The organism is Brevibacillus sp. MS2.2 (assembly GCF_013284345.1).
GTDB lineage: Bacteria > Bacillota > Bacilli > Brevibacillales > Brevibacillaceae > Brevibacillus > Brevibacillus brevis_C.
Window position 1 is genome coordinate 1 of the sequence record NZ_JABSUZ010000009.1, and the last position, 16,448, is coordinate 16,448.

The window sequence follows — 16,448 nt, forward strand, 5'->3', positions numbered from 1 at the left end:
CTGACCCGTTCAATGATCGCTCCCAAAAGCCCGTACGCATCGTTATTGTAGCTAAAGGCACCCCCTGGCTCTGAGAGCGGCTCCCCTTCGAATCCAGCAATGGCTTCCATGACTTCTTCGTACGTATGCAGGTAAGGCACTGTCTTCAGTTCTTCCTCCGCCTTGGTTCCAATGACAGCAGGATCATTTTCCATACTCCGCCTCATTGCGCCGTCTAAGTAAGGCATAGGCGCTATTCCAGGCGTATGTGTCATGAAGTGATGAATCTTCATGCGCGCTGTCAGCTCGTGATCGCCCGCCCGAAACTCTGGCAAATATTTTACGACCGGGTCGTGGACAGACAGCTTGCCTGCCTCTTGCAACTGCATAATCGCAACGCAGGTAAACGATTTGGTGATGGATGCGATGCCAAAAACGGTGTCGAGGGAAAGTGGCAGTTGCTGTTCTCTGTCACGAAAACCGAACGTTCCCTCGTACAAAAGCTCACCGTCACGTGCAATAGCAATAGCGGCGCCCGGAGCCTTTGCCTCGTCCAGCAGTTGCTGTGCATACCTTTGGAACTGTTCCTTCCATGCCGTCATTTTCATCAACTCCCCAACGTTTGCTCATAAATCGCTTTTGCAACACGGGCGATGGTAAGCTCTGCGGCTTCTTTGTCAGTCACACCACGTGATAGTGCCGTGATCGCAATCATCCCTTTTCCTTCGGGCAAATAAATGATGCCAGCATCATTGACAACAGCATTGACGGTCCCTGTCTTATGCGCGACCTTTGTACCTTCTGGCAACAAGTACGGCAGACGGCTGTTGTAATGCTGACGACGCATGATGTCCAGCATCAGCTCGCAGGAGTCTTCCGTGAGAATTTCTTTTCGCGCAATCATGATAAGCAGGCGGTTTAGCTCGGCTGGTGTCGCTACGTTATTATCACGGGTAGGCATCGATACATCGTGGATCAATTCGTAATTGCCTGACTCTTCCCGTCGCATGAACTCATCGAACCCTGCCTGCGAAGGGGTAGGCTCATTCATACCTACACAGTGGTTGAGGAGCTCCCAGCAATTATGCCGTAAATGAATCTGCGAAAGCCCCAGCTCATTCATGTGCTCATTCACCTTGTCGATGCCACCGATCAGCTCGATGATTTGGTCCGTCGCATAGTTATCGCTCACAATCGTCATCAGTGTCGCCAAGTCTTTGACCGTTAAGGCCGCTCCGGCATCCAGCTCTTGCAAAATGCCTGATCCCGGCACGCGATCCTCCCATCTCAGTGTCACGCGCTGGTCGAGGCGGATTCGTCCTGCTTCCACCTCGCGCATCAAGGTGACCATGATCGGAATTTTGAAGGCACTCGCCAGTTGAAACAACTCTTCATCCAGATGCCCTGCTGTCTCTCCTGTTTCCAGATGCACAGCTGCGATTCCAAAAATACCGGGTGCTTCCCTCAGCACGTTTTCTACTGCTTGCTGCCATGTCATGAATATTCCTCCCCATCGCTCGCGAAACGGCCCACACACGGATTTTTGTGTCGGCCATTTCTTTTCAGCGCTATTGTTCTTTGTATCCCCACTTGAAGTCGATGTAGCCCAACGGATCGACTGTGATGCCTTTTACCTTTTCATTTTGTACCCATGAATTGACGCTGGAGTACACACCTGTGACAGGCATTTCTTCCATCAGGATGCTCTCCGCTTCGACCAGATACTGATTACGTTTGGCCTCATCTGGCTCGGCGTACGCCTTCTTTACCAGCTCTACGTACTTCTCGCTAAACCAGAAGGTAGAGTTGTTGGAGCTGTACTTCTCCATCATGAGCTCCAGGAAGTTGACGGAGTCGTTGTAATCTCCCGTCCAGCCTGTTCGGGAAATCATGTACTTCCCTTGCTCCTGATCGTCAAACATGACCTTCAATTCTTTGTTGATCAGCTTGACATCCACACCGAGAGATTGCTTCCATTGAGCCTGCAACGCTTCGGCAATCTTCTTGTTCAGGTCGGAGGTATTGTAAAGATAGGTGATTTCGGGCAGCTTGGTAATGCCCGCTTCCTTCATTCCTTCTGCCAATAACTGTTTCGCCGTCTCCACATCGTTATCCTTGAAATATCCTTCTGGCTTCAGGGAGGCGGAAAGTGGGACGAAGCCCATCAAGGGCGTCTGTCCGGCCTGACCGATGTTTTCTGCGATGTCGCTGCGGTTGATCGCGTAGGCAAACGCTTTGCGGATTTTGCTATTCGTAAATGGTGGCTTCTCCGTCTGGAACAAGAGATAGTAGTTGGTGGCACGTTGCATGGTTTGCAGCTTGCCTTCGTCGCGCAACGTTCCAATGGCATCCGCAGGCAGTCCGCTAATCGGACCGCCAGCCCAATCCAGCTCGCCGCTATTGAACAGCTCCAGCTCTGTATTGGTATCTTCAATCATGGAAAACTCGATTTCGTTAAACTTCACGACCTCTTTGTCCCAATAGTGCTCGTTTTTGGCCAGCTCAATCTTGTTTTTATGCTCCCAATTCACCAGCTTGAACGGTCCATTGGTCACGATGGACTCGGGCTTTTTCGCCCAATCGGGATTGGACTCCACCACCTTTTGGTTGACCGGATAGTAGAAGGTCGCAAGTGTCAGGAAGTAAGGGGTGGGGTTTTCCAAGGTGACTTGCAGCGTCTTGTCATTGACGACCTTGATGCCGACATCCTCCGCTTTCGCCTTCCCTTCGAAAAAGGCACGGGCATTTTTGATCGGATAGTACTTGTAGGCGGAGCCGCTGGCTGTCTTCGGATTGAGCACGCGCATCCAGCCGAAGGCGAAGTCTTGAGCCGTAACCGGGTCGCCATTGCTCCATTTGCTGTCGCGCAATGTAAAGGTGTACACCTTTTTGTCCTCCGATATTTGAATGTCGGATGCAACGGAATTGACTGGCTTGCCATCCTTGTCCAATCGAACAAGCCCGTCGTACAGCGAACGGATAAAGGCACCGGAAATCACATCGTTGGACATGCCTGAATCAAGTGTTTCAGGCTCCGCGGCATTCATGTGCAACGTCTGCTCTGTCGCAGGCTGCACAGTTGCCTGCTGTGCTGGCGCTGGTTGCTGCTGGTTGTCTGGTGCGGTTTGAGTCGGCGTATTGCCGCTGCTACAGCCTGCAAATAGTCCCGTAAGCAAAACGAAGAGACTTGTCATGACAACTGGTCTTTTCATGCTGTACCCCCCTGTTTGAGTCGGATAACCGATTATTGAATAAATATTCTGCAAATTTTATGCCATTCGTGTTTTCGGTTGTTCTTTTGTTGATTTTATTCCCTGCTGAATACTTTTATCCGAGTCGGTCCAACAAGTTTCTACCAGTAGTCTCTGTCACGCAAAAAAGAAGTATTCATCCTTGAATACTTCTATTCATTCGCGCATATGGGGGCAGTCCTCTCTAGCTTATCGCTGGTTCGTACATGGCTACGGCATCACATGACCGTCGGCAAAAAACGATCGGGACGTGCTTTTGCTTCGCCAGCTTCTTTATATTTTTACTCAAGCTGTGACTCACAAAGTTAATAAAGACAAGAACAAGCTCCGTATCAGAAGGAATCGTCGCCTTCACATCGGATTTTTTGCGACCTGATACGTGATAGACATTCTCGAATCCTTTGTTCTGCAACAAGCTCTCGATTTCTGCTACCCGATCTCCTCCTACCACAAGAACGCCTGCCATAGTCCTTCCTCCTCTCTTTTTTCCACGCCTTTTCTTTTATTTTCCGGTGCGCACTTGCGAAATCTTTGCCTCAGGCTTTTCCGCCGGGATTCTGTATTTTTCCGTTCGCTCAATTTGAACGACCTGTGAATCGTGAACCACAATATGTATGGAGCCGTATTCCAGACCATCCAGTGCGCGCGCGATTTTCTCTAATAAGAAATCGTCTAGGCGAATCTCATTTTTTGCCATGGGAAGCACCCTCCTATTTCGTCAAAATCAATATACATTATTCCTACCTATTTACTTTGTTTTGTGATCTGATAATACCTCTTGATCCCCATAACCGTCAATGTCAAACAGTTTGGGCAGCAAGAGGCTCTTCTCACCTCATTTTCCTTCGATTGACGGAAAGCTCCCTGCGCAACTAGACAGCTTTGGTTGTCTTTGTCCTCGCGGGAGCTTTCGGTCGACCGATCAGCTAAATATTTAAAAACCGATGCATTTACTATGATATGAAAATATTACCATATGCTTCTGCTATCGGTCAATGCCCCGTGCCGTTCTTCGTTCCCCCATTGATTCCGTTTACACCAAGTGACAGGCGACAAATCTGTCGGCGCTGACCTCGCGAAAAGCAGGCACTTCCTGTCGGCAAATGTCTTTCACATACGGGCAGCGCGTGTGGAATTTGCACCCTGCTGGAGGATTTGCCGGACTTGGCATGTCTCCTTGCAGGACGATGCGTTCGCGCTTTTTCTTCGGGATCGGAAGCGGCACAGAGGAGAGCAATGCTTTGGTGTACGGGTGGAGCGGCTCCAAAAACAATTCATCCCGAGGTGCCAGCTCGAGCAATGACCCCAAATACATGACGCCGATCCTCGAGCACAGATGCTCGACGACGCTCAAATCATGCGAAATAAATAAGTACGTCAGCTTCTTTTGCTCCTGAAGATCTGCAAACAAATTGATGATTTGGGCTTGGATCGACACATCCAGAGCAGATACTGGCTCATCCGCGACGATAAAATCAGGGTTCAACATAATGGCCCGTGCGATACCGATCCGTTGGCGCTGACCTCCCGAGAACTCATGCGGATACCGATCGACATGATACGGCGCCAATCCGCATAAAGCCATGACCTCTAAAACTCTTTCTCTGACCTCTGCTTGTGGGAGCAACCCGTGATCAAGCAGCGCTTCCCCCAGTGCCTCACCGATTCGGACTCGTGGATTCAGCGAGCTGTACGGGTCTTGAAAAATATATTGCATCCGCGGGCGCAAAGCTCGAAGCTCTTGACGATTCAAGGCGTGCACATCGATACCCTGGAAACGGACTTCTCCCTCTGTCTTTTCCAAAAGGCGCAGAATGGTGCGACCTGTCGTGCTTTTCCCGCTGCCGGACTCGCCGACCAGCCCGAACGTCTCCCCTTTTTGGATGGAAAAGCTGACGTCATCCACCGCTTTTACATGGCCGATCGTCCTGCCTAAAAGCCCCCCGGTAATCGGGTAATATTTTTTCAATCGGCGCACTTCCAGCAAATTATTGTCCACGGGCGATCTCCTCCTCATACAGCCAGCACGCGACCTTTCTGCCGTCTCCCCCATCGCGCAAAGGTGGCTGCTTCACCCGGCAAATGTCCAAGCACTGATCACAGCGGTCAAGAAAATAGCAGGAATCGCCGAGTGTCGTCGGATTCGGTACTTGACCAGGGATGGAATACAGCTTGGCTCTGCGTTGGTTCAACACAGGCTTGGAGCGAAGCAAGCCTTGTGTGTACGGGTGCTTCGGCTCCTCGAACAGCTCGACGACAGGAGACACCTCTACCACTTTTCCTGCGTACATCACGACGACATGATCGGCCATTTCTGCAACGACACCCAGATCATGTGTGATAAAAAGAATCGCAGTTTGGGCTTCCTCCTTGATTTTGCGCAGCAGATCGAGAATTTGCGCCTGAATGGTCACATCCAAAGCTGTCGTCGGCTCATCAGCGATCAGCAGGCGGGGATTGCAGGATATTGCGATGGCAATCATAATGCGTTGCAGCATGCCTCCACTCAATTCATGAGGGTACGATTTGGCGATTTCTTTTGCCCGCGGGATTCCGACTAGCTCGATCAGCTCAACAGCTCGCGCTTGGGCTGCTTTTTTGCTTATGCCCTGGTGCTCCATGATCGGCTCCATGATCTGCTCACCGATGGTCAATACAGGATTGAGTGACGACATCGGCTCCTGAAAAATCATTGCCAGCTCATTGCCGCGGAGCTTGCGCATTTCTTCTTTGCTGACTTTTCGCAGATCACGGCCTGCAAACCATATCTCACCCGAAACGATACTGCCTACCGCCTCTGGGATTAATCCCATCAATGACATGGCTGCCGCGCTTTTGCCGCAGCCTGACTCGCCTACGATGCATACGGTCTCTCCTTCATAGACGCGCAAATCGAGGGCATCGACTGCTTTGACCACGCCTTGTTCGGACTTGAAGTAGGTACTTACATTTTTGATGTCGACTAGAGCATTCATGCTTGGCTCACCTGCCTTTTCTTGTATTTGAAGGAGCTGTAGTGGAGAGGAGAAGGGATTTCCAGTCTACGCTTCGGCCTACGCCCCGCAAGCGGGATTCACTGTCCGCTTCGAAAAAAATGGCGGGAGCGCTTCAAACCTTGAAGTTTCGGGGAAGTAGTCCATAAGTGAAGCTGAAATTCCCCGCCATTTTTTTCGAAGCTAGGGCGGGCTCCAGAGGCGCTTGGACTGGAAATCCCTTCTCCCTTCGCTGCTTCAGTATTCTCTTGAAAGTAAGTTCATGAAGGTAAAAGCAATTCAAAACACCCCTTCAACGCTTCTGCTTCGGGTCCAAAGCATCCCGCAGTCCATCTCCCAACAAATTAATCGAAATCACGGTAGCAAAAATAGCAATCCCAGGAGGAACCCACAGCCACGGTCTTTTCTGAAAATCGATCAAGGTGTTCGCTGCATCCATCATGTTGCCCCACGTCGGCGTTGGCGGGACGACTCCGAGGCCGAAGTACGATAAGACGGATTCACTTAGAATCGCACCACCGACGTTCAAGGTGGCAACGACTATCAAGAGCGGTGTCAGATTGGGCAGTAAATGGAAGAATAGCTTGCGTCTGTCGCGCAGACCGAGTACTTCTGCTGCTTGCATGAATTCACTTTCACGAAGGGTGAGCATCTGGCTGCGGACCATTCGCGCCAAGCCGGGCCAGCCGATCAGACTCAGCATGACCATGACGATGTAAATGCGGTAGTCGGTCGGGATTTTCCACTCGGAGAGGACTGCGCCCATAATAAACAAGAGCGGCAGACCAGGAATGGTCATGAGCACATCTGCTACGCGCATGATCACTTGATCGACCCACCCGCGGTAAAAGCCAGCCAGTGCACCGAGAAGGGCACCAATAGATACAGAGAGCACCATAGAGGCGATGCCGACTGTCAATGAGATTCGGCCCGCTTGCATCAACCGCGTCAAAATGTCTCTGCCCAAGCTGTCCGTCCCGAGCCAATGGGAGAAGCTTGGCGGCTTGTTGATCATGGCCGTATTAATCTTGCCGGATGCGTACGGAGAAAAAAACGGACCGATGAAACATACCACTGCCATGACGAGTAAAAACACAAGTCCAACCATGGCCAGACGTTTCTTTTTCAGTCGCAAAAACGCCTCGTGCCACAAGGAAGAACGCAACGCTACCTGCTCCGGTCTCGTCACCTCCGCTACTTCCCTTACCGTTGATGCCATCGTTTTCCCTCCTATTTCAACCGAACCCGCGGGTCAGCCACTCTGTACAGCAAATCAGCAGATAAGTTTCCGATGACGGTGAGAATCGCCAGGAACATCGTAAAGCCCATCAAGAGCGGGTAGTCCCGTACAGAAAACGCCTGCATGTACAACTGCCCGACACCGGGCCAGTTAAAGATTTTTTCCGTGATGATCGCCCCACCGAACAATGCCGGCAGTTCAAAGCCTAGTAGTGTAATGGCGGGCAGGAGTGCGTTACGCAGCGCGTGCTTGTGCAGGACGACTTTTTCCTTCAGTCCTTTTGCCCGGGCCGTACGCACGAAGTCTTGTTGAATGACCTCCAGCATGTTCGTGCGGAAATAGCGAGTCAGTGTCCCCACACTCAGCAAAGTCAGCACTGTCACAGGCAAAAACATGTGCTGAACCACGTCCCACGCATAGGCGAGCCCTGTTTCCTTGCTTCCGATCGTCATCATGCCCCCTGCGGGAAACAGCTTGGCATCAACGGCAAACAACTTGATAAACAGTAGTCCAACGAAAAAGACAGGCAGCGACATCGCAGCAAAAACACCGATCGTCACAAGCGCATCGAACCAGGAATGTTGCCTTGCAGCAGACAGAACTCCGATTGAAATCGCGATCAGCCACGTAAAAAAGGTGGAGGTAATCGCCAGCAAAAACGAATTCCAGATGTAATCGTTCAATAGAGACATCACCGGCTGTTGGTATTGCAGGGAATAACCAAAATCGCCTTGGAGGGCGTTTTTCATCCAGATGAAATACCGTTCGACGACAGGCTTATCCAGCCCGTACATCGCTTTTAGCTCCAGCTTTCGTTCGGCTGTCAGCTTGGGACTCGTATCGACGAAATCACCGGGCGTTAGGGCATACAGGATAAAAATCAAAATGGATGCGCCGAAGATCGTCAACGCCATGTAAAATATCCTTTTTAGGAAGTAGGACGTCATCGTTGGCCTCCTTTCATGCTTGGGGAAAAAAAGAAAGCCCAGCCCCAGGGCCGGGCACAACATTCGTGAGTCAGTTACTCAAACTCGTTACTCGATTTTGATGCCAGGCAGGCTGGTCGAAATGCCCGTGAACGGATTCGGCTCCAAGCCCTTGATCTTGCCGTTGTGCGCAGACAAAATTTTGCGGTAGCCGAGGAAGATGTACGGTGGGTCATCGCTCAGCTCTTTGTACAGGTCTTTGTAGATCGCTTTGCGCTTCTCGATGTCCAGTGTAGATAGACCTGCTTCCAGCAATTCGTCTACTTTGGCATTGGAGTAGCCATTCGTTCCGGTAAATCCGCTCTTGCCCTTTTTCGTCGAGAAGGCGTCTACACCGTCATCTGGATCGATCAGCATCGTGGTCGAGAACGAAGCGAGGTCATGATCGCCTTTTTCCGTCCGTGCCAAAACGGCGTTGTAGTCCATCATTTCTGCTTCAAACTGGATGCCCAGCTCTTTGTAGTTTTCTTTGGCAATCGGAATCAGAACCTCTCCCAGTTTTCCTTTTGTCGTGTAGTAATGCACGATCAGCTTCTGTCCGTCTTTTTCACGGATGCCGTCCGCGCCCGGCTTCCAGCCCGCTTCATCCAGGAGTTGCTTCGCCTTTTCCGGATTGTAGGCGTACGGATTGACATCCTCCGTATAGGCCCACGAAACTGGACTGATCGGTACATTGGCGACTTGTGCGTATCCTTGGTAGGTCAAGTCCAGAATCTTTTGGCGATCCAGTCCGTAGATGAAGGCTTGGCGGACGCGCTTGTCTTTGAAAAATGGCTTGGAATGATTGAACTTGATGTACGAATAGGCACTGGATGTGTACAGATTGATATTGACATATCCCAGCTCTTGCAACTGCTCAATGTTATCCGAGTTGACGGTAAAGGAGTTGTAATCCATTTCCCCTGTCTGGATAAACTGCAATGCGTCGCCCTCTGTCGTCTTGTAAATAAAGTGCTCGACTTGCGGCTTGCCCGCGTAATAGTGCTCGTTTGCGAGATAGCGGACTTCTTGACCAGGAATGTACGCCTCGAATTTGTAAGGTCCAGCTCCCAGAGGCTTGCCGTGCAAGGTGCGGAGATACTCCAGATTACCTGGTTTGTACTCCTTGCCGTAGTATGCTTTGGAGAGTACCTGCCCGCCTAACAGGACGAGAGATTTGGCGTTCACTTTCTCCGTCGTGATCTGGATTGTCTGTGGATCAATCACCTTGATTCCTTCGATCGTGTTCGCTTTGCCTTCCTTGTATTCACGACCACCTTTGATACTTGCTACAAAAATGTCCGTCTCGCCATCGTACGTTTTGTCGTGCAGAATCGTCAGTGTAAAGGCTACATCCTCTGCCGTCAGCGGTGACCCATCACTGAATTTCAGATTCGGTCTCAGGTGGAACGTATACGTGAGCTGGTCAGGAGATACGTCCCATTTTGCCGCGAGCTTGGGTACTGGCTTCCCTGTCGCATCGACATCCACCAGTGATTCGAAGATCGCGGAGGAGACGTTGCCATCATAGCCGTTGTGGTAAAAAAACGGGTTAAACACGCCGCCTGGCTCCGTCAGCCCCGCAATGAATGTATCGGTCCTTTTGGCGGCTGCTTCCGGCAGCTTGGATAAATCCGTAGCCAAATTGATGCCGTCTTTTATGTCTTGCACCTTGCTGGCAGCAGGTGCTGATGCTTCGTTCGACGGAGTCGCCGTTTGTGTCGAGGTAGCCGGCGCACTGCCTTCGGAGCTGCAACCTGTGACCAGTAGCGTCCCTAGCAGCAAAGTTGAAATGATTTGCGAAAGCCTTTTTTTCATGGTGATCCTCCTTCATATCCACTCACTCAGTGAAACCAGCTCCTCCGGTGGTCCGGTCGGATCAAAAGATAATAACTTATAATTCTTACCTGTTTACTATGAATTAGATTATAGGTATCTATACCGAATCGGTCAACAGTTTTTTCCAAACAAAAAAAGCCCCGATTATTCGAGGCTTTCATAAGTGGCATGTCTTTTATACGGGATGCCTAGTTTTTCACATGCCTGCATCACGAATAGAGAATGTCGCTCACGCATGGTTTCCTCTACCCTTTTTTCCAATCCCCAATCAGATAGGCTCGAAGCTGGTCGTAGTGCCGCACACAAATCCCAATACGGAAGCTGGGTATAATCGAGTGCCTTGCTGGCAGATTGATAGTGAAGGGTAAAAACATGCATGGCCTCCACTCCAAATGCCCACAAAATCTCCAGTCTGGCATTGCCGAGATCAGATAAGGGGTCGCCGATCGAAGCGTCCTCCCAGTCGATAACAGCAGCCAGTTTTTCTTCCTTCCACATCGTATTTCCCGGCCAGAAATCACCATGCAAAAGGGATACTGCATTCGCTTGGGGCAGCGGCCAAACGGACTCCAGCACTTCACGAATGAATCCCTCATCCAATGATTTGTCCAGGATCGCAGGTCTTTTGTGGAGCTTTTCCGTTATCGCTTCTTCTTGTTTCGGCAAATAAGTTTGCGCCAGCCCAGAAGCGTCTACCGAATGGATGCGAGTCAGCACCGTAGCTACTTGCTGTAAAAAGCTGGACAAGTCGGCTGGAGCAGTGACTGTCCGTCCTTCTATGAATTCGATGACAAGGCACGGCGTGGGAAACAGATCGCTGGATGCTTCGAGATGATAGGGCGTTGGAGTAGGCAAGCCAGCGGACTTCAGTATTTGCAAAAGTTTGAATTCATCCGATGCGATCTGCGGATTTCGCTTGAGGTCAGCCTGACCGTGCTCGCGGACGACTACTTTTTTCTTCATGCCTTCAGGGGTCTCCATTTCTAGTGCGGTGACCTGTGCAGAAATCCCGCCTTTTAGCTCCCATGCACGAAGGAGCTTGGCTGACGGGTTCATGTTTTGTACCAGGCGCGTCCATTTCTCATCCATTATTTTTTCCCCTTTGTGCTCCACTGTCTGATTGTTTGTACAGCCCTACCTTCATCATGTCCATGTACGATTCTAATTCCGCAAAAAAGGATTGGACATGTGCAAAGCCTTTATCGCTGACGTCGTAGTTTTCGCGGACATACTTTTGCGTCAATGCCTCTACAGCCGACAGCAAAAAATGCAGCGCCTTCTGTGGATCGAACTGCGCTTTGATCAATGACGTATCGACTTGATCCAGAAACAAGGGAAGATATCGCGCATTGAACTGTGCCTCTCTGTCTTCGATCTCAGCCCGACATTCCTCGGGATAATCGAAAAAGGTCGCAACTGCCATTTGATAAATAGCCGGTTCCTCGGCAAAAAGGGCCATTTTTGCTTGATGGACATGGAGAAATCGTGCAAAAAAATCTTGCGGCGCCGTTTCCATTCGCGCCTGTATACAAGCAAAAAAACGTTCGATACAAGCATCCACAATCGCGAGAAACAGACCCTTTTTATTCCCGAAAAAGTGGAACAGCATCCCCTTTGATACGCCTGCGTTCTGGACGATTTGATTGGTGGAGCCTCGTTCGTAGCCTTTCGCGGAAAATTCAACAAGGGCCGCATCCAACAGCTTTCGCTTGTTCGGCTCCAGCGTTTCGTCTTGCCAGATTCCTTTTATGTCCGTCACCTTCTATCCGTTCTTCTTTTTCCTATCATAATGCATATTGACCAGGTGGTCAAAGTGGAGTTATACTTTCCTCGAAGACTTCATCAGCCCTATTCCACTACAAGGAAGTGATGCTTGATGGCAAGGACATTACCCGTATTCGCCCGTATCATCCTTGGATTGATTTTGCTTGGAGCAGGTGTGAATGGTTACATTGTCTTGTTTGGATTCGAGCCTATCTTTCCAACCAGTCCTGCTGCCATGGAGCTTTTGAAAGGGTATTTGCTGGTTCTGGTCAAAACCGTCGAAATCATCTGTGGATTGCTGTTCCTGACCAACCGCTTCGTCCCACTGGCTCTAACCGCCACCGCTCCGCTTGCTGTCAACATCTTGACGTTCCACCTGTTTGTCGATCCCGACATGCTTGCTATAGGACTGATTGTCACGGTTTTGGAAGTGTATTTACTGTGGAGCTATCGTCGTAGTTTTCGTCAGTTGATGACGATGTAGACATACTGCAAGATGGAGATTTTCCTGCTGTTGTGGTCGGGAGAAGCCCTGCCACATGTTTTCCAGTCGCCTGTATCCTCTCTTCGTTCGGGCGGTCTCCTTCCAAACATGTGACAGTGCTTCCGGACAGCTGTGGATTCTTTCGTGGGTTTAAAACGTTTTGCAAGTTAACGCAGGAAGAAGCGAATTTCCAGTCCAAGCGCCTCTGGAGCCCGCCCTAGCGTAGGAAAAAATGGCGGGGAATTTCAGCTTCACTTATGAATGGCCTCCTCGAAACTTCTACGTTTGAAGCGCTCCCGCCATTTTTTCCGCAGCGGACAGTGCTACCCCTTGCAGGGCGTAGGCCGAAGCGTAGACTGGAAATTCGCTTCTTCCCCCACTACAGCAACGATAAAAAGGCAAAAAGTTAGCCGGTACCAAGAGGTGTACCGGCTTTTCAACTATCATCTTTTCGGCAAATTAATCTGCCACGATAATCCGTAACGATCTTGAACCCATCCGAACTTTTCACTGAACGGATATTGTCCAAGCGGCATGAGTACTTGTCCATCCGAGGAAAGCTGTCCAAAAACCCGGTCGACCTCTTCCTCTGTATCGCAGTCCACAAACAACGAAATCGCCGGAGTAAAGGCATGATAGTCACCGTTTGTATTATCGATACACATGAAGGTCTGGTCTTTTAATGTAAAGGTAGCGTGCAGGACTTGTCCATTCTCGTGATGCATGACCTGCTTGATTTCAGAGCGATCAAAAATAGAAGTGTAAAACTTCATCGCTTCTTCCGCTTGTCCGTGGAACATGAAAAACGTAGTGATAGCTTGCACTGACAATCACTCCTTTTCGTGATGATATACGTCTCCATTCTGCCCATTCCTCAAATATGCATAACCACTAGATCCAATCAATGATCCGCCACTGCCCCTCTTTTCTTTGCTTCTGCAAAAGTCCAGTAGCCGTCTCTGCTAACAGGGCGATCCCTCTCTCTATCTTATCAGCATCTGTTTGGATAATACTAATCCGCAACCCGTTTTCACGCGGGAAGGTAGGTAAATAGCTCTGGTTCGTAGACATAAGCCGCACGTTTTGCTGGTGTAGCGCGGCGATAATATCATGGGCGTCCAGCTCATCGGGAAGCAGCACTCTCGAAAAAATCCCGCCTGTTCCGATTTGCGCGTGAAGCTGTGGTGGAAGATAACGCCGACAGCACTCGGCCAGCGTCTCCATGCGCAAGCGATAACGTTCCCGCACGAGGGCAGCATGATGGTCGTACATCCCGCAATTCAAATAGAGCTCCAAAGCCGCCTGAGACAAGACAGCCGTACTGGAATCGCACGATGCTTTAAATAACCGGAACGTTTCCATCACGGAAGGGGGCAAGACGACTGTCGCCAATCGAAGTCCGGGCAGCATGATCTTAGAAAAGCTTTTGACGTACAGGACTCGACCTGATTGATCGTAGCTGTAGATCGGGTCTGCCTTCAGACTCGTTTCCATGTCCGCCAGAAAGTCATCCTCGACGATGTATACATCGTAGCGCTGAGCCAGCTTGGCGATTTGTTTCTTTTGCTCCGTTGTATAGCTTGTCCCCAACGGATTGTGAAACCGGGGAACCGTGTAGAAAAACTTGATTTGGTTGTTGCGGAAATGCCGCTCCAGCTCATCCATATCGATGCCTGCCGCAGTCCGCTGGATGCCCAGAACGGTAACTCCCAACAGCTCGAGTGAACGCAGCATGCCGTGAAAGGTGGGCTGCTCGACCAGTACTACACTCTTTCCATTTGGAAACGGCATGGAGGCGAGTAGATGCAGCGCTTGCTGAGCTCCCGAAACGACGCAAATTTGCGAAGGGGATGCAAACACTTGTGATTGGGCGAGATGGCTCTCCAATGCCCGGCGCAAGGAGAAAAAGCCCTGGGGGTCCGAATAGGAGAACAACTGGTCCTCATACAATTCAATCGCGCGGTTTAGACAATGCTGGAAATCTTTGAATGGCATGACTTCTGAGTCGGGGCTGGCTGCGGTAAAATCGATTCGCTCCTCTGGAAAACTCGCACTTTGAAGAGGGCGAAGGACCGCGTAATAACCGCTTTTGGGTATGGAATAAATCAAATGCTCCTTCTCCAGCTCTTGATACGCCCGTATCGCGGTATTCAAACTGCACGACCAGCGCTCGGATGCGTTACGAATCGACGGCAGCTTCTCCCCTGGCTTGATTGTATGGTTGTGAAGCTGTTCTTTGATGCTGTCTTTCACCACTTCGTATTTATTCTTCATCCCGTTCACTCCCCCGTCATCTGTGTGGGTACAGATTCACTTTTCTCTCCTTTATGCGCCCTAGTCCCTTGAGTATAGTGAATCGTAAGCAATGGAGTAAATACAAATACGGAGGGATACAGATGGAAGCAAGACACGCGACACTGCCTTACAAAATCAGTGATGAGAAAGCATTACTCGATATCGAGCGCATCAGCAATTGGCTGTCGACAACGTACTGGGCGTCTGAACGCTCCAAGGAAATGATCATCAAAAGTATCGAAAATTCACTCTGCTTCGGCTTGTATAGTGAGGATGGACAGGCTGGGTTCGTCCGGGTCGTGAGTGATTACGCGACAATTTCCTGGGTGTGTGATGTCTTCGTCGATCCGGGGCATCGAGGCAAGGGATTGAGCAAATGGCTCATGGAAGTGATGGTGGAGCATCCAGACATCCGTGATACGAGCATGATACTCGGTACTCGGGATGCTCACGGCTTATACGAACAGTATGGTTTCACACGAAGAGAAATGATGCGGCGACTCGTTATTGAGGCTTAGACTCGCTTACGTCCCCTTTTTCGGATATGCTCGCTCCATAGGAAATGCGGTTGAGCTTTTCGAAGATCCTCTTTTTGTTTTTCTCGTCCATCGGAGCAGGCTGACCGTTCGTGAGCTTCACCGGGATCACACGGCTCTTGCTCCCGTCTTTTGTAAACGTCAGGTGGACCATCATGGCTTCGCGACCTTTGGGATTGCGCGAGGTAGTAAACACAAAATTCCCTACGCTGTAGTAGATCGGCGCCTTTTTATAAAACTCGACACCCATGATCGAATGGCTGTGCGACCCGACAATGGCATCCACCCCGCTGTCGATCAGCTTTTTCGCCATCTCACGCGCATATTCTTCTGGGTAGTCCTTATATTCCAAATTCCAGTGCATGACTGCAATCGTAATGTCTGACTCCGCCACTGCCTTTTTTACATAGGACAGCATCGGCTCATAAGAGTAGGCATGGGCTAGACCTGGCTTATTTTTTCGTGCATACCAACGCTCATTCGGAAGGACACGGCTGATCCCGATGACTGCCACACGTTTCCCCTTGATCGTTTGGATGTAGGGTGCGAATGCTTCTCCTTCGTTTTTCCCCGCCCCCACGTAACCAATTTTCGCCTTTTTCAGGTGCTCCATCGTGTCATAGAGCGCGTCCATCCCGTAATCCAGCGAATGATTATTCGCCAGGTTGACCACGTCAAAGCCCGCATTCACGAGCCCCTGCAACGTCTCTGGCTTCGCACGATAGGTATATTCCTTTTTCTCCGGACGTCCCCGCGTACTGACTGGTGTCTCCAGATTACCAATCGTCAAATCTGCCTGCTTGAGAAAATCTGCTGTTTTTTGAAACGGATAATCTACGCCGTACCGCCCGATCTGATTCCCGACGCTCTTATCCAAAATCATATCCCCGACAAACGCTACCTGGATGGAATCCTGTTCCTGTTCCTGCACCTCCCCTTCGCTGCTCGCCTGGACGGCGACAGATTCCGTTCCCATCGCAACACAGAGCATCGCAGCAGCCACCACAATTACGGCGTGCTTCCATCGTTCAATCTTCATACCGCTATCGCCCATCCCTCTTTTTTGCTTTCATTCTAGAAGGCGTGGGATGTGAAGCCTGTT

18 protein-coding genes are annotated in these 16,448 nt (G+C 50.4%); 2 read left to right on the forward strand and 16 right to left on the reverse strand.

Annotation, left to right across the window (positions count from 1 at the left end; genetic code table 11):
* The 12 genes from HP568_RS10260 to HP568_RS10315 all read right to left on the reverse strand — a co-directional run.
* The coding region (locus HP568_RS10260) for a serine hydrolase domain-containing protein (protein WP_173629014.1) at positions 1-581 on the reverse strand (581 nt) is incomplete at its 3' end.
* 5 nt (positions 582-586) lie between these two features.
* On the reverse strand, positions 587-1,477 hold the full coding sequence (locus HP568_RS10265) for a serine hydrolase (RefSeq protein ID WP_173629015.1): 891 nt from the start codon (positions 1,475-1,477) through the stop codon (positions 587-589).
* A 70-nt stretch (positions 1,478-1,547) separates the two neighbouring features.
* Positions 1,548-3,191, reverse strand: coding sequence for a peptide ABC transporter substrate-binding protein (locus HP568_RS10270; RefSeq protein WP_173629016.1), 1,644 nt, complete (start codon positions 3,189-3,191; stop codon positions 1,548-1,550).
* Positions 3,192-3,414: 223 nt separating this feature from the next.
* A complete protein-coding gene (locus HP568_RS10275; RefSeq protein ID WP_048034395.1) occupies positions 3,415-3,696 on the reverse strand; it encodes a DUF2325 domain-containing protein in 282 nt (93 codons plus the stop codon).
* Between the two features lie 36 nt (positions 3,697-3,732).
* On the reverse strand, positions 3,733-3,927 hold the full coding sequence (locus HP568_RS10280) for a YezD family protein (protein WP_048034396.1): 195 nt from the start codon (positions 3,925-3,927) through the stop codon (positions 3,733-3,735).
* Positions 3,928-4,263: 336 nt separating this feature from the next.
* The gene (locus HP568_RS10285) at positions 4,264-5,229 is read right to left on the reverse strand and encodes an ABC transporter ATP-binding protein (RefSeq protein ID WP_304650853.1); all 966 of its coding nucleotides are present in this window, start codon (positions 5,227-5,229) and stop codon (positions 4,264-4,266) included.
* Positions 5,219-6,205: an ABC transporter ATP-binding protein gene (locus tag HP568_RS10290; protein ID WP_173629017.1), complete on the reverse strand. Its 987-nt coding sequence runs from the start codon at positions 6,203-6,205 to the stop codon at positions 5,219-5,221. Before HP568_RS10290 ends, HP568_RS10285 begins: the two co-directional genes overlap by 11 nt.
* Before the next feature lie 310 nt (positions 6,206-6,515).
* Positions 6,516-7,442, reverse strand: a complete 927-nt coding sequence (gene opp4C / locus HP568_RS10295) for an oligopeptide ABC transporter permease (RefSeq protein WP_048034399.1) — start codon at positions 7,440-7,442, stop codon at positions 6,516-6,518.
* Between the two features lie 11 nt (positions 7,443-7,453).
* The gene (locus HP568_RS10300; protein ID WP_173629018.1) at positions 7,454-8,410 is read right to left on the reverse strand and encodes an ABC transporter permease; all 957 of its coding nucleotides are present in this window, start codon (positions 8,408-8,410) and stop codon (positions 7,454-7,456) included.
* An 87-nt stretch (positions 8,411-8,497) separates the two neighbouring features.
* Positions 8,498-10,246, reverse strand: a complete 1,749-nt coding sequence (locus tag HP568_RS10305; RefSeq protein ID WP_173629019.1) for an ABC transporter substrate-binding protein — start codon at positions 10,244-10,246, stop codon at positions 8,498-8,500.
* A 165-nt stretch (positions 10,247-10,411) separates the two neighbouring features.
* Positions 10,412-11,356 (reverse strand): phosphotransferase family protein, encoded by a 945-nt coding sequence (locus HP568_RS10310; protein ID WP_173629020.1) that lies wholly within the window; start codon positions 11,354-11,356, stop codon positions 10,412-10,414.
* Positions 11,349-12,026: a TetR/AcrR family transcriptional regulator gene (locus tag HP568_RS10315; RefSeq protein ID WP_173629021.1), complete on the reverse strand. Its 678-nt coding sequence runs from the start codon at positions 12,024-12,026 to the stop codon at positions 11,349-11,351. Before HP568_RS10315 ends, HP568_RS10310 begins: the two co-directional genes overlap by 8 nt.
* A 117-nt stretch (positions 12,027-12,143) precedes the next feature.
* Here HP568_RS10315 and HP568_RS10320 point away from each other — a divergent pair, with 117 nt between their 5' ends.
* Positions 12,144-12,515, forward strand: a complete 372-nt coding sequence (locus HP568_RS10320; protein WP_173629022.1) for a hypothetical protein — start codon at positions 12,144-12,146, stop codon at positions 12,513-12,515.
* 279 nt (positions 12,516-12,794) lie between these two features.
* On the opposite strand, the gene HP568_RS29525 is transcribed toward HP568_RS10320, so the two are convergent.
* The 3 genes from HP568_RS29525 to HP568_RS10330 form a co-directional block, all read right to left on the reverse strand.
* Positions 12,795-12,962, reverse strand: a complete 168-nt coding sequence (locus HP568_RS29525; RefSeq protein WP_201265901.1) for a hypothetical protein — start codon at positions 12,960-12,962, stop codon at positions 12,795-12,797.
* A complete protein-coding gene (locus HP568_RS10325) occupies positions 12,959-13,345 on the reverse strand; it encodes a VOC family protein (RefSeq protein ID WP_039961596.1) in 387 nt (128 codons plus the stop codon). Before HP568_RS10325 ends, HP568_RS29525 begins: the two co-directional genes overlap by 4 nt.
* Positions 13,346-13,406: 61 nt before the next feature.
* The gene (locus HP568_RS10330; RefSeq protein ID WP_048034405.1) at positions 13,407-14,789 is read right to left on the reverse strand and encodes an aminotransferase-like domain-containing protein; all 1,383 of its coding nucleotides are present in this window, start codon (positions 14,787-14,789) and stop codon (positions 13,407-13,409) included.
* 122 nt (positions 14,790-14,911) lie between these two features.
* On the opposite strand from HP568_RS10330, the gene HP568_RS10335 reads away from it, so the two are divergent.
* On the forward strand, positions 14,912-15,328 hold the full coding sequence (locus HP568_RS10335) for a GNAT family N-acetyltransferase (RefSeq protein ID WP_173629023.1): 417 nt from the start codon (positions 14,912-14,914) through the stop codon (positions 15,326-15,328).
* Here HP568_RS10335 and HP568_RS10340 read toward each other — a convergent pair.
* The gene (locus HP568_RS10340) at positions 15,315-16,385 is read right to left on the reverse strand and encodes a CapA family protein (protein ID WP_173629024.1); all 1,071 of its coding nucleotides are present in this window, start codon (positions 16,383-16,385) and stop codon (positions 15,315-15,317) included. The genes HP568_RS10335 and HP568_RS10340 overlap by 14 nt on opposite strands.
* Positions 16,386-16,448: the final 63 nt, after the last annotated feature.